Source organism: Nocardia sp. FBN12, assembly GCF_054031145.1.
This window is the reverse complement of record NZ_CM132926.1, coordinates 5,983,803-6,005,231: the sequence shown is the minus strand read 5'-3', so window position 1 is coordinate 6,005,231 and position 21,429 is coordinate 5,983,803. Positions and strand designations below refer to the sequence as shown.

Genomic DNA, 21,429 nt, shown 5'->3' with positions numbered 1-21,429 from the left:
CCTTGGACAGCGCTCGTTACGGCGACTTCAAGTCGGCGAAACAAGGCCGATCCATCACCTGCGACTACTACGCGGCGTCCAGGATCGACGTCGACAAATCCTGGGTAACTCTCAACCGAGAGCGCGGGGCGATCATATCGTCGATAACAATTACGCACCAACCGGACCGCGGTTCGATGAAGATCGGCGATGAGCCCGGAAATGATCGACCACCTGCACAGATCGCGGAGGCGGGAGGGGACGCGGGCGGCCCGATTACGGCGCGGCGTCGAAGCGGACGTCGGCGATCGCGGTCTGGAACTGACCGCCCGAATTCGCCAGTCCGGTGATCCATACGAGCACGAAACGAGCGGCTTGATCGGTCTGCACGGCGATATCGGTGACCCCGTCACCGAGCTTGGCCGAACCGATCAGCTGGGTCTGGTCGAGGGTGGGGGCCTCGGTGGGCGAGGTGCGGATCTCGACGGTGCTGCCAGCGCTGGGTGAGGTGATCGACACATTGGTGAGCTTCGCCGGTGTCGGCAGCGTGGCCAGCAGCCCCACGCCCTTCTTGAGGGCGGGGAACTGCTGGAAGTACTGATCGGTGCGCCACAGTGTCGAGGCGTTGTTGTCGAGCACCGCGCCCGCCGCCGCGGCACCGTCGGGGGTGCCCTCCGGGGAGAACACCGCGGCACCGGTGACCGGCACCGGCACACTCGTCGGCGGTGCCGCGGATTCGGCCGCGGGCGGTGCGCTTGCCGCCGGCGGCGGTGCCACGCTCGAAGTGAGGCCGATATTGATCTGCTGGTCCAGCGGCTTATCCGAGGCGCCGGGCGCGAAGATGCTGACCATCCACCAGATCAGCACGCCGACCACCAGCGCCGCGAGCACGCCGAGGCCGACCATGATCCACAACATCCGCTTGGAGCGTTCCCGCTCGGCGGCCAGCAGTTCCGGGTCGGCGAGTGAATCGGCACCGGGGGCGACAGCCCGCTGACCCAGTCGTAAGACCGGAATGAAATCGGTCTTCTGGTCGACGACCGAGGCCTGCTCGAGCACGTGCTGCACGGTGGCGGCGGTGCGTACGCCCTTGTTGGATTCCAGCGAGCGAACCGCGACCGCCGAGATCTCGAACGGCACCTCCGGCCGGATCTGCCGCGGTTCCACCGGCGTGCCGTCGGGCCCGAAATCGGCCAGTCGCAGACCGCCGATGGTGGCCGCCGCGCCGGTGACGCCGCCGACCCGAATCGGCCAGCGCGCGGTGATCAGGGCGTAGAGCATCGCGCCGAGGCCACGGACGTCGCCTTGCGCGTCGGAATCGCCGAGCGTGCCGGGGAACGCGAGGACGGCGTCGCCGGAGGCACTGATCCGGATCCGATCGGGATGATCGATCGACAGCGACCCGCCACCACGATGGGCGAGTTCGGCCGCCGAGGCGAGCGCCCTGATGGCCCTGGCCGCGCCGATCGGCGACGGCACGGTCTCGGCCATCTCGCGCAGCGAACGGCCGGGCGTCCACTCGGCGACGACGATGCCGCCGGAGCTGCCGCGGACCACGTCGAGCACCCTGGCCAGACCGGGCGAATTGATCCGGCCAAGCCGCAGTGTGCGTGAGAGCACCGCCTGCGGGCCGTCGTGCCCGGAGTTCTCGCCTGCGCTCTGATCGGCGTCGACGAAGGTCAGCGCGACCTCGCGATCGAGCTTGATATCGAGTGCCTGCCAGAACTTCAGCCCACGCGCCCCGCCGTGACCGGCCAGCAGCCGGTAGCGGCCACCGGCGACAGACGCGCCCGGCATGAGCTTGGGGCCACGCTGCGCGCGGTTGGCCGCGGCGCTCGGGGCCACCTGCGGCGGGATCGGCAACATGCCGGTGTCGTAGGTCGGATCGTGCGGCGGCATGGCCGAACGCGTGTCTTGGTCGTGCGTGTCGCGTTCGTCTGGCGCGTCGGCCTGCTCGGACCCCGTCGAGTTCGGAGCATCGGGCCCGACCTCGGTGGACATTCCTGCTGCCGCGCGCGCCGCAGAATCAGCGGCTGGGACGCCGCCCACCGCGTCATCGCTCACCCTCGGTCCTCCTTCGGCCTGAAAACCCGTGTCGGTCTGCGGAACAGCGTACGGGAACTGTGCTTTACCGGTGCTGTCAACAGCGCCCGGTCGAATGACGGGAAGCACCATGGTCTGGGTGTCCAAAGACTGCCCGTACGCGGGGAATCCGTAGGTATCGGGACGGCGGAGGACGGTGGTCGCGTAGATGTCGTCCGCCGGGGTGTCGTCGAGTCCGAGATCCGGCGCGGGCGGGGTGATGCCGAGCTTGCGCGAGATGGCGACCGTGATGGCGACGACCTCGGGAATTCCGGCCAGACGCATGAGTCCGAACGTCACCGAGAACATGACCAGCGCATCGATGACGACGCGCAGCAGCGAGCCCGCGCCACCGGAGACGCGGTCGAGCCCGGTCACCGTGTCGACGATCAGCATCACCGCGCCGCCCGCGATCGAGGCGAGCAACACTCTGGTCACAGTTCGGCCGACATTGACCATGCGCAAGTCGCCGAGACTGCGGTGCAGCAGCACGCCGCCGATCACCGCGCCAGCGGTGAAGCCGAGGCCGGTGGCGACACCGAGCACGATCACCACGTCATCGCTGTCGCGGGCGATGACCGGTGCCAGTGCCGAGATCAGGATCTTGATCGTCGTGATGCCGAGGATGATCCAGGTGGGCGTCCACGCCTGCTCGCGCGCGTAGAACACCCGCAAATGGATGAGTACGAGCGAGTACGGGATGAGCGAGAACGCCGACCAGCTCACTGCGTCGCCGAGTCGCTCGGCATCGCCGGAGAATCGTGCGTAGCCGTAGAGCGCCTGGCCGATCTCGGGGCCCGCGAGGGTCATGAAGGTGACGATCGGGAGCATCGCGATCATCGTGAGCCGGGTGGCTACGGACAGGTCGTCGACCACTGCGGGTGTGTCGTCGTCGGCGGCGCTGCGGCTGAGTCTGGGCATGATCGCGGTGAGCAGGGTTACCCCGATGACGCCGTAGGGCAGCTGCAACAGGGCCCATGCGTTCGCGAAGATCGCGGGGCCCGCCTCGTCGGCCTTGGAGGCGATGTTGTTCGCGACCACCAAGCCGATCTGGCTGATCAGCACGTACAAGATGATCGCGATGCCCATCCTGCCGAACTGCTTGAGGCGCGCGTCGACTCCCCACAGGGGACGCAAGTTGATCCCGTGCCTGCGGATCGCGGGCAGCAGACAGAGTGCCTGGGTCGCCACGCCCGCGGTGATACCGAGGCCGAGAACCAGCAGTTTCGGATCGCTCATCCGCACCGGATCGAGGGTGATCTCGCCGGGCGTCAGCGCGTAGACCGCCAGCACCGTCAAGGCGACCACATTGTTCATCACGGGGGCCCACGCACCCGGCTTGAATGCCTGCCTGGTGTTGAGGATCGCGGTGAACAGTGCCGACATTCCGTAGAAGAGGAGCGCGGGTGCCAGTAGGTAGGTCAGCGCGACGGTCAGGTCCGTGTTCACCTTGCCGTCGGACGAGACGAGCACGTGACCGGCCAGGATCGGGGTGGCCGCCAAAGTCAGCACAGTGGCGACGAACAGCACGGTGAAGGCCGCTGTCACCAATCTGCGCACGAACGCGGCACCGTTGTCGGCGTCCTCCTGCTCGGCGCGGATCAAGGTCGGCACCACGATGGCAGTCAGCACGGCGCCGAGGACGAGCTCGGCGATCATGTTCGGGATCAGGTTCGCCGAGATGAACGCACTCGCGATGGCCGGGCCGAGCACCGTCAGCAACAACAGCTGCTTGGCGAATCCGGTGATCCGGCTGATCAGCGTCGCGACCGCGATCGAACCCGAGTCCTTGAGCAGCCTCGCATTGGCACTCATCGGGGCGACGCCCGCTTTTTCGGCAGGCTCGGCCGCCACCTTCTTCGGCCGGGCGATGACCTGAGTCCGCTCCGACCGATCGCCGACAGAACCACTCGCGGCCCGGCCACGCTCACCGAATCCGGCACCAGCCTGACGACCGTCTCGCGCGGGATCCGCGGCGGGCATCCCGGGAAAGCTCGCGCGCGGTGGCACCGGCCGCCCCTGCTCCGGCGGAGCTTGCCTACGTCCGCCGGGCTGATCGGGCCGATCCTGCCTCGGAATAGCCCCGGACTGCCCACCACGCGGCGGGGCCGGGCGTTGCTGCGGGAACTCGCCCGAGGGGTTCGGACCGGTCCGGCGCGGGGCGTATCCGTCCGGTCCGGGGCGCTGTTGCTGGGGGAATTCGCCGGAGGGACTCGGCCCGGTCCGCCGCGCGGCGTATCCGTCTGGTCCCGGGCGCTGTTGCTGGGGGAATTCGCCGGAGGGGTTCGGGCCGGTCCGGCGCGGGGGGAATCCGTCCGGTCCGGGGCGCTGTTGCTGCGGGAATTCGCCCGAGCGCCCGGCGGGACCAGGCGCACGGCGTTGCGGTGGAGGTGTGGGGCGGCGGTCGGGGCCGGGTGCCGGCGGGCGTGGTGGCTCGCCGGGACGCCCGGCCGGGCCGCTGACGCCGGGGCGCGGTGCCTGCCCGCCGCCGGGACGTTGCTGCTGCGGGAACTCACCCGAGCGGTTAGCCGGGCCGGGTGGCTGTTGGCGCGGGTTCGGGACCTGCCCGGGCCGCTCGCCGTGCGGCGGGCGGTGCGGATCCGCGGAACGCTGATCCGGACGACCGGTGGGCGGCCCTGGTCGGCCCGGTCCTGAGCGGGGTCCCACGGGCGGTTGGGGCGTGCCGATCTGATCCGGTCCGGGACGGTAGCCAGCCGGCGGCGGTTCGGGGCGATAGGCCGATCGACCCGGCGGCATGGGCGGGCGCGGGTCGCGGTGAGCGGCGGGCGGTTGAGGTGCGCTCGGGTCGGCGGAACCCGGCCGGTATCCGGTCTGTTCGGCGGGGCGGTAGCCGGACTGTCCCGGTATGTCGGGCCGAGGTTCGGGTCGCTCCCCCGGATGACGCGGTGCGCCGGACTGTCCCGCACCAGGATGGCGGGGCATCGCCTGCGGATCGAATCCCGGATCACCGGGCCGGACGGGCGGACGGCTGTCGCGGGGGGCGGCGAAGTCGGGGCGGTGGCCGGGCGCACCAGTACGCCGGTCCACCTCGTCGCGATCGGCGTCCTGTCCGGCCGTCATCCCGCGTTCCCACGGCGCGCTGGGGGCAGCCCGGCGCAGGGTCGGGTCGTCGTCGTGGTCACGCCGATGAGCGGAATCATCGTCGCCCATCATGCCTCCTGTACCCGGCGTAACCCGCGAATCTCGTCGCCTTGCGGTGAGCGTTTCGCTCACCGGTGCCACTCTCGTCCTTGTCTGTCATGGTGCCCTGACCGCGCGTCAGGCGCGGGCGTTCACTGCCCTCGCAGCTTCTGACGCGCGCGCCGCAATCGACCCGCCCGTTCGACCGTCTCCGGGGCGAACCCTTCGTCGGCGGGGTCGGGTTGGCCGCGGAACCGGCGCAGCAGTCGGCGCCCGGCCAGCAGCAACAGCAGTATCGCGGCACATCCGGTAATTATGGCCAGCGCCTGACCGTAGGCGTTCGAGCGCACGGAGACCGACGTCGCGTCGCCTAGCGCTATCCCGTCCGGAGTGGTAAGGGCGATCGGAATCACCAGCTTACGGCTGTCGCTCACCTCGGTCGGGATCTGGAACGACCGGGTACCGGATGGCGGAAGCAGCTGTTCGCCGATATCGGTGATGTTCGTCTCTGCGGGTGCTTCGATCCGGAACATCACCCGGATCGCGACGGGCAGTTCATTGCGCGCTACCAGCAACAACGGGCTCTGCTCGGAGGCGAGCGTGTACACCCCGCCCGGCGGCAGCACCGAGACCGAGGCGAACATCGTGTCCAGTTCGCGGGTCGCCTGATCGATGCGGCGCTGGGCGTGCAGGTCGGCCAGGGTGTCGTTGTCGGCCCTGCGGTCGGACAGGCTCAGCGCGCGCAGCAGGTCCTCGCGCGCCGGGGTCAGGAAAGCGTGCGGGGTGAGCTCGGATTCGGGCAGCTCGACCAGTGCGCGCATCAACTCGGTCACGCGGGCGCCCTGGGCGTGGACCGGCTCGATGAACCGTTCCGGCGCGGCGTCCTGGGCGGCGCGCGGCAGATATTCCAGCGCGAACGGTTGCGGGTCGGGCGCCTGGGTGACGAGGTCGGCGAACGCGCGCGGGCTCGCGAGGTTGTTACGGGTGAGCAGTTCGACCTGCTTGAGCAGCGCGATGCCCTCCTCCCGGCTGGCCCCCCATTGCTGCGGCGGCATCAGCAGTTGCGAGCGCGGCCGGTCCGGCGACGGATTGAGCGCACCCCACGCCATCGCGCCGAGCGCGTCCTGCAATCGGGCCGCGCGCGAGTCGTTGGTGACGTCGAACCGCACCTTCGACGGCGTGAACGACGGCGTCGGCGGGTTCGAACCGACCGCGGCCAGCGCGGTCGCCGACCAGATGTCGAAGGTGGTCACGCGCAGCGCGGGATCGGTCCCCGCGGCGGCACCGGCGGGCGGTTCGACACTCACGCCCGGCACCCGCACGACATCGGGCACCGCCTGCTCCCCACCCACGACGACATCGGGCGCGAGCGTGGTCGGCGCGGTGGTGAGCGCGTTGTCGGTATCGGCGGGCGACCCGTCACCCGACACCGCCGATCCGGCCAGCACCGCCGTCCCGTACCCGTGCTCGCGCAACAGCCTGCCCGCCGGATCGTCGATGCTGCCCGCATCGGGCAGGCTCACCCCGCGCAACGACTGCGTACCGAGGATCGAGTCCACTACATCGGCGGGTGCGATCAGGGCCCGCGCCGACAGTTCCGGATCGTTCACCGCGGCCAGCGCCGACATGTCGACCTGCGCGAACGGCAGGGCGACCGTGCACATCGACCCGGCCAGCGCGCGCAACCGGTCGAGCCAGGCCTGCGCGTTCGCGGCCCCGGTCCCCTCCCTGGTCGCGCCGCTCGGATCCGACGGACTCGCCAGCACCCGATAGCCCCGCGTCATGGTCTGCACGGTCGAGACGAGGTCGGGATCGATGGCGATACACACCGATCCGGCCACACCTTTGTCTTTGCCCGGCGCGGGCACCACCGATTCCAGCGCCGCGACCAGCTGTTCGAGGCGGCCGCCCTTGCCGACCGAGGCCGCCAGTTCGTCGTCGAGCAGTTCGGCCTGACCGTTCACCGAGCCGGGCTTGCCCGCGACCATGCGCGGCCGGTCGGCCAGCGGCCAGATCATCGTGGTCGCGACCGGCGATGCTTCCGGCGGTGTGGCCACCGGCGGGTTCGTCTCGTCGGTACCGGGCAGCCCGAGCACGGGAAGCAGGAAGCGCGCGTCGTCGAGCCTGGCCTGGGTGCCGTAGGCGGGTTCGCCGTTGACGTTGAGCAGCAGCGGATACACCCCGGGATCGGTGAGCCCAAGCGATGCCTCCGAGCCCGCGCGCAACGCGATACTCACCGAGAACTGTTTGCGCTGACCGGGACTCAACTGCGGCGCGACATCCTGGAACGGGCCCGTGACCTCGTAGTTCACCTGGTCCAGGCGCAGCGAACTGCGCAATCCGCTCGGCGCCTCCACCGCGGCCGCCCGCTGGATCCGCACGCTCACATCGTCGACGACCCGGTCACCGATATTGGTGACCGTGCCCGAGACGGTCAGTTTCGGGTCGCTGCCGGTGGTGACCGTGCCCGGCGCCACCGCGTCCAGGGTCAGCTTGAGAAACTTCGGTGTTCCCGACTCGTCCGTTTGAGCGTGCGCGACCGCGGGCAGCAGCGTCATCGAACCCAAGATGGTCAGGACCGCCGTGATCAGCCGGAACAGTCCACCCGTCATCGCTTGCCGGTCTCCATCCGGTCGATCAATCGATTCGCTACTTCGGCCAGCCGCCGTTCGTCGGCGTAGGCCAATCGGGAATCCAACTCGCTCAACGGAACCCACGCAACCTGGGTGACTTCGACGTCGGCGTCGGACAGCTCACCGCCCAGACACCGCAGCAGGAAATGGTGCACGGTCTTGTGTACCCGTCTGCCCTCGGTGACGAACCAGTAATCGATACTGCCGAGTTCGGCGACCACCTCACCGTCGATACCGGTCTCCTCGGCGACTTCGCGGATCGCGGTCTGCTCGGAGGTCTCGCCCTCTTCGATATGCCCTTTGGGCAGCGACCACAGCAGGCGGCCTCTTCTGTCGGTGCGTCCGATCAGGGCGGCCGTGCGCTGGTCTTTCGGACCGTCGAGGCCTTCTACGACCAGCCCGCCCGCGGAGGTTTCCCGGACGGTGCGCATGCGCGGTTTACCGGCATTGTTCGCCGAACCACGCCGCCGCGGCTGGCGGCGTCGACTGTTCGCGCGATCGGCCGGAGGAGACACCCGCCCAGCTTAGCTGTGCAGATTGAGTGCGGGCGCGGTCGAGGGTGCGGGGCTGGGTGGGTTGTCGAAGACGGAGACAGGCCGGGGTGCACGGGGTGGCTGGGTTGGGTGGGTTGTGGAAGAGGGGGACGGGTGCGGTCGGTGGCGGACTGTGGGGAATCGATTCGACGGGGTCGGTAAAGTGCCTGTGTGGTTTCCCCGGATGTTGTTCCTGATGCTGTGGCGGATCGTCGTGCTCGCCTGCTGGCGGGGGCGGCGGTGACGTTGGGGCAGCTCAATGATGTGCTGGCGCCGTTGGGGGCGATGTTCGCCGAGCGGGGGCACAGTCTTTATCTGGTCGGGGGCAGCGTGCGGGACGCGGTGCTCGGGCGGCTCGGGAACGACCTGGATTTCACGACCGATGCGCGGCCGGAGGTTGTGCAGGAGTTGATGCGCGGGTGGGCCGACCATCTGTGGGATACCGGCGGCTTGGCTTTCGGGACCGTCAGTGCGGCCAAGGATGATCAGCAGCTCGAGATCACGACTTTCCGTGCCGATACCTATGACCGGGTCTCGCGCAATCCCGAGGTCACCTTCGGTGACAGCCTCGACGGTGACCTGGTGCGCCGCGATTTCACGGTGAACGCGATGGCGGTGAAGATCGCCGCCGACGGCTCGCTGGAATTCGTGGATCCGCTCAACGGGATCGACGCGCTGCTCGACGGCGTGCTTGATACCCCTGCGACGCCGCAGGATTCGTTCGACGACGATCCGCTGCGGATGCTGCGGGCCGCACGTTTCGTGGCGCAGCTGGGGTTCGAGGTGGCGCCGCGGGTGCGTGCGGCGATCATCGAGATGGCCGATCAGATCGACCGGATCACCGCCGAGCGAGTACGCGCCGAACTCGACAAGCTGATCGGCGCCGACCACCCGATCGACGGCATCAACCTGATGTGCGACACCGGTCTGGCGCAGCGCGTGCTGCCCGAGGTGCCCGCGATGAAGCTCGAGATCGACGAGCACCACCAGCACAAGGACGTGTATCAGCATTCGCTGACCGTGCTGCAGCAGGCGATCGACCAGGAGGAAGGCGACCCCGACCTGGTGTTGCGCTGGGCGGCGCTGCTCCACGACATCGGCAAGCCCGACACCAAGCGCAACGAACCCGCGGGCGGGGTGAGCTTCCACCATCACGAGGTGGTCGGCGCGAAGATGGTGCGCAAGCGGATGCGGGCGCTGAAGTACCCGAAGGCGTTCACCGAAGAGGTTGCGCGCCTGGTGTTTCTGCACCTGCGCTTCCACGGGTACGGCAAGGGGCAGTGGACGGATTCGGCGGTGCGCCGGTACGTCACCGACGCCGACGACCTGCTCGATCGCCTGCACAAGCTCGTGCGCGCCGACTGCACCACGCGCAACAAGCGCCGAGCGGCGGCGCTGCGCTCGACCTACGACGAGCTGGAGGAGCGGATCGCGGCGCTGCGCGAGCAGGAGGATCTGGCGCGGGTGCGGCCGGATCTGGACGGCAACGCGATCATGGAATTGCTCGGGCTGCCGCCGGGCCCGCAGGTGGGCAAGGCGTGGAAGTTCCTGAAGGATCTGCGTCTCGACCGCGGCCCGATGACGCGGGAAGAAGCCGAAGCGGCCCTTCAGGAATGGTGGAAGACCCAGTCCTGATCAGAAGACGATCAGTGTTGTCCCCGCGATGATGGCGTCGCGGATCTGGGTCAGGTCGAACGAGCCGGTGGTCTCGGGGAGTTCGAGCCGGAACTTCACCACGTCACCGCGCCGGTGCGCGTATGAGATGCTGGCCCGGTTGGGCAGATCGTCGAGCAGCAGCGCGGGCGCCGGCACGACGCGTTTGGGCAGCCGGATGCCGTACCAACTGGCCTTGCGGATGTCGAGGGTGAGCAGGTTGTCGTAGACCTGCCCGTCGATGACCGCCCGCATCTTGCGCGTGCGATGCGTCGCGACGATCTGTCCGCGGTCGTCGAGCCGCACCCGCCAGTCCAGGTTCTGGGCGTCCACCCACTCTGCCATCGCGCTGATGCCGAGGGAGCCCTCGATATCGAGCTGCTGGACCCGGACCTTGGTCGGCACGCCGGGAATCAGCCGCACGCCGTGCGCGACCACGGTGACCGTGTCGAAGGGGTGCGAGTCCCAGACCAGGTTCGACAGCACCGTCTTGCTCTGGAAGTGAGCGCCGCGTCTGCGCAGCTTGAAGGTGTCGAGGGTGGCGGTGAGGTCGTGTCCGAGCAGCGTGGCGTTGATCTCCTGGCCGCCGAAACGGCTGAGGATGCCCTCGCTGAGCACGGTCATCAGCACATCGGGCATGAGCGCGGTGACGGTGCCGGAACCCAGGTCGGCGACGGGATCGGCCCAGGACGTGGTGAAGCCGAGCCACTGGTCGATCCATGATGGGTCGAGCAGACGTTTGCCCATATCGACAGCGCCCGCCAGTGACCAGGACTTCGGATCGAAATACGTGGCCATGATGGCTCCGAGCGTACTTGGCCGCGTCGCCGGTAGCCACGAAGTGTGACCCGATTATGGAATGTCACGACCGTTTGATTCCGAAAGTGCGGAGATGTTTTCTTGTTATGTCCGAATCTGCGGACCTATCCTGTTCTGGTGGTGAAACTGCGAATCAAGGAAGCGGCCGACCTGCTCGGCGTCAGCGACGATACGGTGCGTCGCTGGATCGACACGGGCACGCTGACGGCGACCAAGGACGCCGCGGGCCGCTTGGTGCTGGACGGCCGGGAGCTGGCCGAACACGCCGTCGACCAGGCGCGCACGCCACACACCCAGGTGGGAAGTGCCAGCTCGGCACGCAACCGGTTCCCCGGCCTGGTCACCCGCGTGGTGACCGACACGGTGATGGCACAGGTGGAGATGCAATGCGGTCCTTTCACGGTGGTCTCCCTGATGAGCAGCGAATCGGTGCGCGAGCTGGGGCTGGAGCCGGGCAGCGTCGCGCTGGCGAGCGTCAAGGCGACCACCGTGGTGATCGAGAAGGCCGCCGAATGATCCGCCGGGTGGCAGCGGGTGCTGTGCTGGTCGTGCTCACCGTGAGTGGTTGCGGGAGCGGTGATTCGGCGCAATCCACGCTGACGGTGTTCGCGGCGGCGTCGTTGAAGAGTGTCTTCACCGAGCTGGAGAAGGACTTCGAGACCGCGAATCCCGGTGTGGACGTGCAGTTCTCGTTCGCGGGTTCGTCCGACCTCGCCGCACAACTCCAAGCAGGCGCTCCCGCTGATGTCTTCGCCGCCGCCGACCAGCCGACGATGGACAAGGTGGTGCAGGGCGGTCGAATCACAGCGGCACCAGCCACTTTCGCCACGAACGTCCTCACGATCGTCACCGCACCGGGAAATCCCAAGGGCATCAACGGAATCGACGACCTTGCCGACGCCACCCTGGTCGTCTGCGCTCCGCAGGTTCCGTGCGGCCGGGCGACGAAAAAGGTCGCCGACGCCGCGGCCGTCACCCTGCATCCCGTGAGCGAGGAGTCTTCGGTAGCCGACGTGCTCACCAAGGTCACCTCGGGCCAGGCCGACGCGGGCTTCGTCTATGTCACCGACGCGGCCGGTGCGGGTGCGAAGGTGAGCGCCGTCGCGGTTCCCGAGGCCTCGGCAGCGGTGAACGCCTATCCGATCGCGGTGGTGGCGGATTCGAAGCAGGCTACGACGGCGCAGAAGTTCACCGAGCTGGTGACCGGTCCCACCGGCCGAGCGGCTCTGGCGGCAGCCGGTTTCGGTGCGCCGTGATCGGGCCCGGCGCGTGACGAGCGCGGGGCTGCCTCGCTGGTTACCGGTGCCCGCTGGTGTGGGGTTCGCACTGGTGGTGCTGCCGCTGGCGGCGTTGGCGTGGGGGGTCGAGTGGGGGCGGTTCGTCGAGCTGGTCAGTACCGAAGCATCACGGGACGCGCTGTGGTTGAGCATGCGAACCGCTACCGCGAGCACGGTGTTGTGCCTGGTGTTCGGGGTGCCGATGGCGGCGGTGCTGGCGCGGGCGCGATGGCGTGCGTTGCCGGTGTTGCGGGCACTTGTGTTGCTGCCCTTGGTATTACCGCCCGTCGTCGGTGGTATCGCGCTGCTCTATACCTTCGGCCGGCGTGGGCTTCTCGGCGAACACCTGGAAGCCGCGGGGATTCAGATCGCGTTCAGCACCACCGCTGTCGTGCTGGCGCAAACCTTTGTGGCGCTGCCCTTTCTGGTGCTGACTCTCGAAGGTGCATTGCGTACGGCGGGTAGTCGATACGAGCAGATCGCGGCAACGCTCGGCGCGGGCCCGAGCACCGTCTGGTGGCGGATCACCCTGCCGCTGCTGCGGCCGGCGCTGATCTCCGGAGCGGTCCTCGCCTTCGCCCGCGCCCTCGGCGAATTCGGCGCCACCCTCACCTTCGCCGGCAGCCTCCAAGGCCGCACCCGCACCCTGCCGCTGGAGATCTACCTCCAGCGCGAGGCCGATCCCGACGCGGCGGTCGCCCTGTCGGTGGTCCTGATCATCGTCGCCGTCCTGATCGTCCTGCTCGCCTACCGCCGCACCAGCCCGATCCCCGGCACCCAGCTGCGCAGCGGCGCCACGATCGGCGGCGTGAAGTGACCGGAGATTCGCCGCGCCCGACCGGTCTTTCGGTGTCCGCGCGGATCGCCGCCCGCGATCTCGACGTGCGGATCGAAGTCGCTCCGGGCGAGGTCCTCGCCGTGCTCGGCCCCAACGGCGCGGGCAAATCCAGCCTCCTGCAGGTCGTCGCCGGGCTGATCGTCCCCGACGCGGGCCATGTCCGGCTCGGCGATCGCACGCTCACCGACACGGCCGAAGGCATCGCGCTACCCCCACATCGGCGCGGAGTCTCCCTCCTCGCCCAGGATCCCCTCCTGTTCCCCCACCTCAGCGTGCGCGACAACGTCGCCTTCGGCCCACGCAGCGCGGGCGCGAGCACCCGAACTGCCCGGAAGATCGCCGAAGACTGGCTGGCGGCGGTCGACGCAGGGGAATTCGCCGACCGCCACCCCGGCGCTCTGTCCGGTGGCCAAGCTCAGCGCGTCGCCCTCGCACGCGCCCTCGCCGTCGACCCCGACCTGCTGCTTCTCGACGAACCCATGTCCGCCCTCGACGTCGATGTCGCCCCGGCGATGCGAACCCTGCTCCGCCGGGTCCTGCGCGACGAACCCGGCCGCGACCATCCCCGCTGCGCCGTCCTTGTCACGCACGACATCATCGACGCCATCACCCTCGCCGACCGACTCGTCGTCGTGGAGGCGGGCCGCATAGTCGAATCCGGGCCCGTCGCCGCAGTGATGTCGCACCCACGCAACCCGTTCGCCGCCCGCATCGCCGGCCTCAACCTGCTGCGCGGCACCGGCGTCGAGTCAGCGCTCCTGCCAGGCCCTGCTGCGGATGGGGGCCGGCTCATCGGCGCCACCTCCGCCACACCCCTACAACGGGAGTCTGCGGACCATCCAGGCGATACCGCCGACGAACCGCCGGTATCGCGGACTCACCCCGGCGATCCGGCCCCGACTTTCGGGACCGTGCTCGTCGACGACCTCGGCGTCGATGGCTGCGTCGTCGGCGATTTCGTCCCCGGCGTCCGCGCCGCGGCGGTGTTCGCACCGGCGGCGGTGTCGGTGTTCCGCACCAGACCCGGCGGCAGTCCACGCAATGTGTTCACCGTCGACATCACCGAGATCACCGACCGCGGCGGCATCGTCCGGGTTCGCGGTGACGCAGCGCAGGCACCAGGGCTGTGCGCCGACCTGACCCCCGCCGCCGTCGCCCAACTCCATCTCACCATCGGCGCACAGGTCTACTTCGCGGTCAAAGCCACCGAGGTCCGCGTGTACGCCTGTTGAACACGCCCCGGTGATAACGGTATGGATCTGTGCGTTCATGCTCGAATTGCCGGGGTATCTACCCGGCGAGTGACCCGCGAACACCGGAGGGCATCGCATGCCGCTGGACCTGAACAGTGATCTGGGCGAAGGCTTCGGCCCGTGGCGGATGGGCGACGATGCCGCCATGCTCGACATCGTGACCAGCGCGAACATCGCGTGCGGTTTCCATGCCGGCGACCCGGCCATCATGCGCCGCACCTGCGAACTCGCGGTGGCCAAGGGCGTGCGAATCGGCGCGCACGTCGGCTATCGCGATCTGGTCGGCTTCGGTCGCCGCGATATCGCCATCGCTCCCGCCGATCTCCGCGACGAGGTGCTCTATCAAATCGGCGCACTGCAAGCTTTCGCCAGAGCCGCGGGCGATCGCGTGCGCTATGTGAAACCGCACGGCGCGCTCTATCACGCGGCGGCCCGCGATCGTCTGCTCGCCGAGGCGCTGCTCGCCGCGGTGGCCGAGGCCGAACCGGGTCTGGCGCTGCTCGGTCCGGCGGGTACAGAATTGGAACGGGCCGCGCAGCGCGTGCGTTTCGTCGGTGAGGGATTCGCCGACCGGGCCTACACTGCAACAGGTTCGCTGGCCCCGCGCGGAGTTGCCGGGGCGGTGCTGTCGCCCGACGCCGCCGTGGCGCAGGCGACATCTCTTGCGATGTCAGGGACCGCGCGTACCGTAGACGGTCCCGGTACGGTCGCCGTGTCCGTGGCCAGCGTGTGTGTCCACGGCGATTCGCCGGCGGCAGTCGAGATGGCTCGCCGGATTCGGGGGGCGCTCGACGAAGCCGGGATACCGGTGGAGCCGTTCAGCTGAGGGGTGGGAGGCAGGATGGACATCGATTGGAACGCGCGGATCCGACCCGCGGGTGACCGCGCCATGCTCATCACCCTCGACGACCCGCGCCCGGTGCAGCGCCTGGCCTCGGCGCTGCGCGTGCACGCGATCGCCGGTGTCGAGGATGTGCTGCCCGCGGCGGAAACCGTGCTGGTCACCATGCATTCGGTGAGCTATGGCGTGCAGGTCCGACGTGAACTCGTCGCGCTGCTCGACCGGCTGGATCACGAGCCACCGCAAGCGGATTCGCCGGATGTTTCCCGTGGAACAGTGCCCGATGACGAGCCTGTCGTGACCATTCCCGTTCGCTACGACGGTGCCGATCTGCCCGAGGTGGCCGGGCTGCTCGACCTGTCGATCCCCGAGGTGATCGCGGCGCACACCGGCACCGTCTGGCGTTGCGCTTTCGTCGGTTTCGCGCCCGGTTTCGGCTACCTCACCTCGCCCGACGGCAGGCTCACGGTGCCGCGCCGCACCCATGCCCGCACCGCCATCCCGGCGGGCGCGGTGGCGCTGGCAGGCGGATATTCGGCGGTGTACCCACGCGGTACACCGGGCGGATGGCAATTGATCGGCAGCACCGATCTGCGCATGTGGGCGGTGGACCGCGATCCACCCGCACTGGTGCGGGCGGGTTCGGCGATCAGGTTCGTCGTTTCCGAGGAATAGCTGCTTCGGCGGAAAATCAAGGGCTGCTCAACGACGCGCCGCCTCGACAGCGAATCGGGGAGAGATCGCATGCTGATCTTCATCGAGCGGGTGGGGCCGCTCGCGACGGTGCAGGACCTGGGCAGGCAGGGCTGGTTCGATTCCGGCGTCGGCCAGGCGGGCGCGGCCGACCGCGGGTCACTGCGGCTGGCGAACCGGCTGGTCGGCAATCCGGAGAACTTCGCCGCCATCGAAGTACTGCTCGGCGGCCTGGCCCTGCGCGCCGACGCTCACCTCACTGTCGCGGTCACCGGTGCCCCCGCCCCCGCCACCGTCGACGGCACCCCGGTCGGACACGCGAGCGTGCTCGAACTCGACGAGGGTCAGGTGCTGCGGCTCGGCCTGGCGAGCTCGGGTCTGCGCAGCTACGTGGCGGTCCGCGGCGGCATCGATGTGGCCAAGGTGCTGGGTTCGCGCAGCCGCGACACGCTCTCCGGCATCGGCCCCGACCCGCTGGCAGTCGGCATGCAGGTCCCCGTCGGTCCCCCACCGCGCACCCTGCCGACAGTGGAATTCGCACCGATTCCACCGCCGCCGGAGGTACTCAGGGTGCGGGCGTGTCCGGGTCCGCGCGCCGACTGGTTCACCGATCCGGATCAGCTGTTCCGCGGCTCCTGGACTGTTTCGGCCGACACGGACCGCGTCGGTGCGCGCCTCGACCGCGCGGACGGACCACCGCTGGTGCGTTCGATCGCGCGCGAATTGCCCTCGGAGGGGGTCGCGTTGGGGTCGGTGCAGGTGCCACCGAGCGGTCAGCCGGTCGTTTTCCTGGCCGATCACCCGATCACGGGCGGTTATCCGGTGATCGCGGTCGTCCTCGATGCCGATGTCGACCGCGTCGCGCAGGCTCGTCCAGGAGACACCCTGCAGTTCGTGGTCGCGCCCTGACACACATCGTGGCCGTGACTCAGCGCGGCGGATTCAATCGCGCGTGCATGAGATACACGTTGTAGCTGTCCCACGCCGACATCGTGAAGTACAGATCCTGCGCGGTCGACCAGGGATGGATGAACCCGCCGTACGCCTTCGGATACATCTCGGTGGAGACCAGCGGCACCGCGGAAGTCCACGCACCCTGCGGCTGACCCGCGGTCCGCAACACGATCTGGCTCGCGGCCGAGTCGAGGTAGACCATCTGCCACTGCCCGCTCTCCTGGTCGAACCGCACCGACAGCTCACTGGCCGTGCCGTGCACGAGTGGCGTCGCCGAGTTCTCCGCCGCGGGAGCCCAATTGCCATCCACCCAGTACTGGTAGGCGGTCTTGTTGAGCACGTCGTCCTTGCGCACCCTGGCCAGCCCGATCACACCGATCCGGCCGTTGGGCGTGCCGAACATGTAGACGTAGTCGCCGTGCGGCACCATCGCCGCCACCTGGAACCGCCCGAGCCCGAACATGTTCTCCCAGCGGGCATGCTGATCTTTGGTCCAGGTCTGGCCGCCGTCGTCGGAGTAGGCCAGGCCGCCGTAGTTCGTCAGCCACATGCCGGGGATCTTCGACCAGTGGTTCACCGACATGTAGCTCAGGAACTGCCTTTTCCCGAGCGCGAATCCCGAGGTGGGGATCGTGGTGGTCTCCCAGTTCTTGATCTTGCGGCTGCCGAGGAGTTCGGCGGCGTGGCAGGCGCTGTCCTGCACCATCGTGTCGATGGTGATCCCGTCGCTCAGGTCCTTGTCGGAGCTGTAGGCGAGCACATTCGACCGCCAGTCGGCGGTGTCGGCGCCCGCGCCGCCGTAGGCCCAGCCCTCGCCGAAGGTGTCACCGAAAACCATGGCGACCTTGCCCGGTTCGGTTTCCCAGAACAGCCCGAGGTCGGTGCCGTCGACCTGCCAGCGCATATCGGTCCGGTTGGCGGATCCGTGCCCGGTCACCTGTTCGACCAGGCGCACGGACTCCACTTTCGCCGGCACGACGGGCGCCCCGAGCGGGCCGCGCTCGATCGGCCGGACCACCGGAGTGGGCGCTTGCTGGGCGGGCTCGCCCTCGCCGCCCGGTACCGGGATCGGAATGGGCTCGATCTCCGGGTTGATCCTGATTCGCGGCAACGCGACAGCCGAACCGGTCGAGGTTGTCTCGTCGGTACTTTCGGGTTCGGGTTCCGGCGTGTCCCTGACCTCCGGACACGGATTGCGGCACGGGTCCGAGGGCAGCGGCACCTGCGCGACGCGCGTCTGGTCGTGCGGCGGATCGGGAATCGGCACCGGCGTCAGCTGCGGCACCCAGACCGGGATATCGATGCTCGGCGGCAGGATCGGCGCGGGCGGTGCGGCCGGATCGGGCAGCCGGTTGACCGGGTCGAATCCTGTTTCCCCGCAGATATTTACCGGCGGCGGCAGCCACGGCAGCGGACCCGCCTGCGCGGGAACAGCGAGGATGGCCGAAAGCGCCACACCCACGGCGGCCGTTCCGTGCGATACCGGTCTTGCGCGCATCTGGCTCCCTCGAATCGGTGTCGGCGAGGAACACCTGTGATCTTGTGTGAACTTACCGGAACCGATCGCGGTTGCCGTGCGTCCAAACAGATGTGAACGAAATCGAGTACGTCTTCGGAATTGGCGACGCGGTCGTGCACCACTGGTCGAGCCACGACGAACTGGCCGACACGAGCCTGCTCGACTCGCTATGGATCGACTACGACACCGGCATCGATCACGATGCCCTACTACCCGATATCCCCCTGGCCACCGTCGATCACCGAACGGTCCTGGCCGAACCGCCCGCCCTCAGCACGCCACCTTGGCTCGACGGGAATTGAGCGCGATGGCCACGATGCCGAGCGCGTAGACACCGGCACCGGCCAGCACCACCCCGATGGACCGTCCGTCGGCCGGGATCACCAGCGCGGTCACCGCGATCGCCAACACGAAGGAGATGTTGAAAACCGTGTCCTGCAGGGCGAATACCTGCCCGCGCTGATCGTCGTCGATGTCGATCTGCATGCTCGCGTCGCCGGTCAGCTTGATCGTCTGACCGGCGAGGCCGAGCCCGAACGCCCCGATCAGCAACAGCCGGTGCGCGTTGTCGGTCGCCGAGCCGGTGGCCAGCGTGATCGGGGTGACCAGCGTGAGCTCCACGAGCAGCGCCGTGGTGAGACCGAGCAACACGGTGCGCGGCCTGCCGAGGCGCGGAATCAGGATCGGTGCGCCGATCGCGGCCACCAGCATGCCCGCCGCGATGACCATGATCACCACCCCGAAGCCGACCAGCCCGCCGCTCATCTCGGCGCCGTCGGCGGGTTGGCGCAGCACCAGCACCATGATCAGCGTGTTCATCCCGAACACGATGCGATGGGCGCCGATGCCGATCATCGCCGTCGTCACCTGCGCCGAGTTCCACACGGCGTTCGCGCCGGTGCGCAGGCCGGTGGCGATGGCGTGCACGGTGCTCTCGGTGCCCGCCGACCCGCTATCGGGCCCGAGCACATGCCGGCGGAATCCGCAGGCGAGCACGGCGCCGACCAGCGAACCGATGCCCGACAGTGCCACCGCGACCGCCGAGGCCGCGTCACCCGCGCCGATCAGCGCGATCACCGCCACCGACGCCGCCGCACCGACTCCCGCGCACACCGAGGCCACCGTCGCCAGCACCGAATTCATCGGCACCAGCCAGCGCTGTTCAAGTACTCGCGGCAGCGCCGCCGACACCCCGGCCAGCACGAACCTGCTGATTCCCACGGTCGCCAAGGCCAGCACCAGCAGTGGTGTCTCCCCGATGCCGACGAACAACCCGATCGCGGCGACACCGATCAGCACCGCCCGCGCCACACTCGCGACCAGCAGCACATTGCGCCGATCCCATCGGTCCAGCAGCGCGCCCGCGTACGGTCCGAGCACCGAATACGGCAGCAGCAGCACCGCGAAACCCGCGGCGATGGCCAGCGGATCGGTCTCGCGTTCCGGGTTGAACAGAATCGCGCCCGACAGTGCCGCCTGGAACATCCCGTCACCGAACTGCGCCGCCAGACGCAGCACCGCCAGGCGCGGCATGCGCGGGTTCTGGCGAACGATCCCGCGGCCGTCGCGCAGGAGATGTCGCATCGAGATCGGCTGCTCATCCGCCGCATTCGAGCTGTCAGAGGGATGAGTCGACACGCCATGACCCTAGTGCCACAGCGAACCGCCGTCCCTACCACGCACACCCGTGAGCGGTGCACTCTCACAATTGGTGCCAGAATTGAATGGTGACGCCCACATCGACGACACCGCCGCGGATCGAACTACACCGCGGTGGCGACCGGATGAAGACGCGGATCCCGTGGCTCGACTCCAAGCATTCGTTCTCCTTCGGTGAGCACTACGACCCCGACAACACCCATCACGGGCTGTTGCTGGTGAACAACGAGGACGTGGTGCTGCCCGGCGAGGGTTTCGACACCCATCCGCATCGGGACATGGAGATCGTCACCTGGGTACTCGGCGGCAGCCTGGTGCATCAGGATTCGCTCGGGCACAACGGTGTCATCTATCCGGGGCTGGCCCAGCGGATGAGCGCGGGCACCGGCATCCAGCACTCGGAGAAGAACGATTCGTGGCGCCTGGACGGCCGATCGCACGACGACCCCGTGCATTTCGTCCAGATGTGGGTTGTCCCCGACGAGCCCGGCGTCGACCCCGGCTATCAGCAGCTCGAGATCGATGACGAACTCGCGCGCGGCGATCTGGTGACGGTCGCGTCGGGCCTACCCCGCTATCGCGATCGCACCGCCATCGCGATCAATTCCTCGCACGCCGCGATGCACGTCGCCAGGATGCCTGCCGACAGTCCAGGCGTCACCCTCCCTGATGCCCCCTACCTGCATGTTTTCGTCGCGCGCGGGGAGATCGACGTCGAAGGTCTCGGCACCATGTCCCAGGGCGACGCGATCCGGCTGACACGCTCCGGCGGCCAGCTGATCCGTCCGCACGGCGACGCCGAGGTGCTCGTCTGGGAGATGCACGCGCGCCTCGGCGGCGGGTGAACTCAGGCCGAACCCGGCTGCCGCGTCAAGGTCGCCGATTTGGCATTGGTCCTGGTAGCGGCGACGATCTGCGCGAAATCGGGCCGGAAATCGCCGTCGGGGGCCTGCATCCAGGTGCGATAGCCGCTGCGCTCGTCGGCAGGCGACGGGAGCACGACATCACTGCCGGGCAAGGCCACCGAGGCGCACACCCGGAACAGCTCGGCGAACAGCTCGGTGTCGAGGTAGGAGTTGTCGATCGGGCCGGTGAGGAAAGTCCAGCGACCGGAACGCGGATGGGCGATGATCGGCCCGCAGCGCAGACCGCGCGTGACGAGCATCCCGCGGACCCGTTCGCCCAGCGTCGACGGCATCACCACCGCGCCGACCGAGCCGATCTCGAGCACGATCCGACCCAGCGCCGCGTCGACGACGCCGTAGAGGCCATGGTGCTTGCGGTACTGGCGACAGCGCGCCAGAGCGTCCTGGGTGGCCGAGTATTCCTCGGCGGCCGTATACCCGCCCTTGTCCTCATCAGTGCGCAACGTGCTCATCATGACCTCGTCTCTGTCGACGGTGGTTCGATGTAGCTGTGAGTTCGCTCGATCGGGGCGAATCTCGGTGGGAGGTGGAGCATCACGACCGGGTGGCGCGGGAAACTTTTTCATAACGGCAGGACGTGCGAGAAAAAGACCGTTCTGCACAGCCTATAGCCGCACAACCGGGCTGAC

General features: G+C 68.7%; 17 protein-coding genes. 10 read left to right on the top strand and 7 right to left on the bottom strand.

Going from position 1 to position 21,429, the window contains the following annotated elements; genetic code table 11:
- Nucleotides 1–255: 255 nt before the first annotated feature.
- From ACWZHB_RS28350 to ACWZHB_RS28340, 3 genes are all read right to left on the bottom strand, one after another.
- The gene (locus tag ACWZHB_RS28350; protein WP_427909328.1) at nt 256–3,876 is read right to left on the bottom strand and encodes a murein biosynthesis integral membrane protein MurJ; all 3,621 of its coding nucleotides are present in this window, start codon (nt 3,874–3,876) and stop codon (nt 256–258) included.
- A gap of 1,478 nt (nt 3,877–5,354) precedes the next feature.
- A complete protein-coding gene (locus ACWZHB_RS28345; protein WP_427904825.1) occupies nt 5,355–7,814 on the bottom strand; it encodes a DUF6049 family protein in 2,460 nt (819 codons plus the stop codon).
- Complete coding sequence (locus tag ACWZHB_RS28340) at nt 7,811–8,266, bottom strand: NUDIX hydrolase (RefSeq protein WP_387221260.1); 456 nt, start codon at nt 8,264–8,266, stop codon at nt 7,811–7,813. Before ACWZHB_RS28340 ends, ACWZHB_RS28345 begins: the two co-directional genes overlap by 4 nt.
- 273 nt (nt 8,267–8,539) lie before the next feature.
- Here ACWZHB_RS28340 and ACWZHB_RS28335 point away from each other — a divergent pair, with 273 nt between their 5' ends.
- A complete protein-coding gene (locus ACWZHB_RS28335) occupies nt 8,540–10,003 on the top strand; it encodes a CCA tRNA nucleotidyltransferase (RefSeq protein WP_427904824.1) in 1,464 nt (487 codons plus the stop codon).
- On the opposite strand, the gene ACWZHB_RS28330 is transcribed toward ACWZHB_RS28335, so the two are convergent.
- Nucleotides 10,004–10,819: a hypothetical protein gene (locus ACWZHB_RS28330; protein ID WP_427904823.1), complete on the bottom strand. Its 816-nt coding sequence runs from the start codon at nt 10,817–10,819 to the stop codon at nt 10,004–10,006. It abuts the gene before it with no gap.
- A gap of 138 nt (nt 10,820–10,957) precedes the next feature.
- Between ACWZHB_RS28330 and ACWZHB_RS28325 the strand changes: the two genes are divergently transcribed.
- From ACWZHB_RS28325 to ACWZHB_RS28295, 7 genes are all read left to right on the top strand, one after another.
- Entirely contained in the window at nt 10,958–11,356 is a 399-nt protein-coding gene (locus ACWZHB_RS28325) for a TOBE domain-containing protein (RefSeq protein WP_427904822.1), read from the top strand.
- On the top strand, nt 11,353–12,096 hold the full coding sequence (gene modA / locus ACWZHB_RS28320; protein ID WP_427904821.1) for a molybdate ABC transporter substrate-binding protein: 744 nt from the start codon (nt 11,353–11,355) through the stop codon (nt 12,094–12,096). The genes ACWZHB_RS28325 and modA overlap by 4 nt, the downstream gene beginning before the upstream one ends.
- Before the next feature lie 13 nt (nt 12,097–12,109).
- Nucleotides 12,110–12,934: an ABC transporter permease gene (locus tag ACWZHB_RS28315; RefSeq protein WP_427904820.1), complete on the top strand. Its 825-nt coding sequence runs from the start codon at nt 12,110–12,112 to the stop codon at nt 12,932–12,934.
- Nucleotides 12,931–14,187 (top strand): sulfate/molybdate ABC transporter ATP-binding protein, encoded by a 1,257-nt coding sequence (locus ACWZHB_RS28310; protein WP_427904819.1) that lies wholly within the window; start codon nt 12,931–12,933, stop codon nt 14,185–14,187. The genes ACWZHB_RS28315 and ACWZHB_RS28310 overlap by 4 nt, the downstream gene beginning before the upstream one ends.
- A gap of 97 nt (nt 14,188–14,284) precedes the next feature.
- Entirely contained in the window at nt 14,285–15,034 is a 750-nt protein-coding gene (locus tag ACWZHB_RS28305) for a LamB/YcsF family protein (protein WP_427904818.1), read from the top strand.
- A gap of 15 nt (nt 15,035–15,049) precedes the next feature.
- Nucleotides 15,050–15,724, top strand: a complete 675-nt coding sequence (locus ACWZHB_RS28300) for a 5-oxoprolinase subunit B family protein (RefSeq protein WP_427904817.1) — start codon at nt 15,050–15,052, stop codon at nt 15,722–15,724.
- Nucleotides 15,725–15,793: 69 nt separating this feature from the next.
- Complete coding sequence (locus ACWZHB_RS28295) at nt 15,794–16,651, top strand: 5-oxoprolinase subunit C family protein (RefSeq protein WP_427904816.1); 858 nt, start codon at nt 15,794–15,796, stop codon at nt 16,649–16,651.
- A 19-nt stretch (nt 16,652–16,670) separates the two neighbouring features.
- Here the strand turns inward: ACWZHB_RS28295 and ACWZHB_RS28290 are convergent, their stop codons facing one another.
- The gene (locus ACWZHB_RS28290) at nt 16,671–18,194 is read right to left on the bottom strand and encodes a DUF4185 domain-containing protein (RefSeq protein ID WP_427904815.1); all 1,524 of its coding nucleotides are present in this window, start codon (nt 18,192–18,194) and stop codon (nt 16,671–16,673) included.
- Nucleotides 18,195–18,286: 92 nt separating this feature from the next.
- On the opposite strand from ACWZHB_RS28290, the gene ACWZHB_RS28285 reads away from it, so the two are divergent.
- The gene (locus ACWZHB_RS28285; protein ID WP_427904814.1) at nt 18,287–18,517 is read left to right on the top strand and encodes a hypothetical protein; all 231 of its coding nucleotides are present in this window, start codon (nt 18,287–18,289) and stop codon (nt 18,515–18,517) included.
- On the opposite strand, the gene ACWZHB_RS28280 is transcribed toward ACWZHB_RS28285, so the two are convergent.
- The gene (locus ACWZHB_RS28280) at nt 18,486–19,799 is read right to left on the bottom strand and encodes an MFS transporter (protein WP_427904813.1); all 1,314 of its coding nucleotides are present in this window, start codon (nt 19,797–19,799) and stop codon (nt 18,486–18,488) included. The two genes, ACWZHB_RS28285 and ACWZHB_RS28280, sit on opposite strands and share 32 nt — an antisense overlap.
- A gap of 200 nt (nt 19,800–19,999) precedes the next feature.
- On the opposite strand from ACWZHB_RS28280, the gene ACWZHB_RS28275 reads away from it, so the two are divergent.
- Nucleotides 20,000–20,719, top strand: coding sequence for a pirin family protein (locus ACWZHB_RS28275; protein ID WP_427909327.1), 720 nt, complete (start codon nt 20,000–20,002; stop codon nt 20,717–20,719).
- Nucleotides 20,720–20,721: 2 nt separating this feature from the next.
- On the opposite strand, the gene ACWZHB_RS28270 is transcribed toward ACWZHB_RS28275, so the two are convergent.
- Entirely contained in the window at nt 20,722–21,252 is a 531-nt protein-coding gene (locus ACWZHB_RS28270; RefSeq protein WP_427904812.1) for a hypothetical protein, read from the bottom strand.
- Between the last annotated feature and the right edge of the window lie 177 nt (nt 21,253–21,429).

What these genes read in the sequence shown, in the direction of transcription:
- ACWZHB_RS28345 (WP_427904825.1), bottom strand. Translation starts at nt 7,814, where the DNA reads ATGACGGGTGGACTGTTCCGGCTGATCACGGCGGTCCTGACCATCTTG.
- ACWZHB_RS28290 (WP_427904815.1), bottom strand. Translation starts at nt 18,194, where the DNA reads ATGCGCGCAAGACCGGTATCGCACGGAACGGCCGCCGTGGGTGTGGCG.
- ACWZHB_RS28305 (WP_427904818.1), top strand. Translation starts at nt 14,285, where the DNA reads ATGCCGCTGGACCTGAACAGTGATCTGGGCGAAGGCTTCGGCCCGTGG.
- ACWZHB_RS28280 (WP_427904813.1), bottom strand. Translation starts at nt 19,799, where the DNA reads ATGCGACATCTCCTGCGCGACGGCCGCGGGATCGTTCGCCAGAACCCG.
- ACWZHB_RS28330 (WP_427904823.1), bottom strand. Translation starts at nt 10,819, where the DNA reads ATGGCCACGTATTTCGATCCGAAGTCCTGGTCACTGGCGGGCGCTGTC.
- ACWZHB_RS28275 (WP_427909327.1), top strand. Translation starts at nt 20,000, where the DNA reads ATGAAGACGCGGATCCCGTGGCTCGACTCCAAGCATTCGTTCTCCTTC.
- modA (WP_427904821.1), top strand. Translation starts at nt 11,353, where the DNA reads ATGATCCGCCGGGTGGCAGCGGGTGCTGTGCTGGTCGTGCTCACCGTG.
- ACWZHB_RS28300 (WP_427904817.1), top strand. Translation starts at nt 15,050, where the DNA reads ATGGACATCGATTGGAACGCGCGGATCCGACCCGCGGGTGACCGCGCC.
- ACWZHB_RS28270 (WP_427904812.1), bottom strand. Translation starts at nt 21,252, where the DNA reads ATGAGCACGTTGCGCACTGATGAGGACAAGGGCGGGTATACGGCCGCC.
- ACWZHB_RS28340 (WP_387221260.1), bottom strand. Translation starts at nt 8,266, where the DNA reads ATGCGCACCGTCCGGGAAACCTCCGCGGGCGGGCTGGTCGTAGAAGGC.
- ACWZHB_RS28350 (WP_427909328.1), bottom strand. Translation starts at nt 3,876, where the DNA reads ATGAGTGCCAATGCGAGGCTGCTCAAGGACTCGGGTTCGATCGCGGTC.
- ACWZHB_RS28295 (WP_427904816.1), top strand. Translation starts at nt 15,794, where the DNA reads ATGCTGATCTTCATCGAGCGGGTGGGGCCGCTCGCGACGGTGCAGGAC.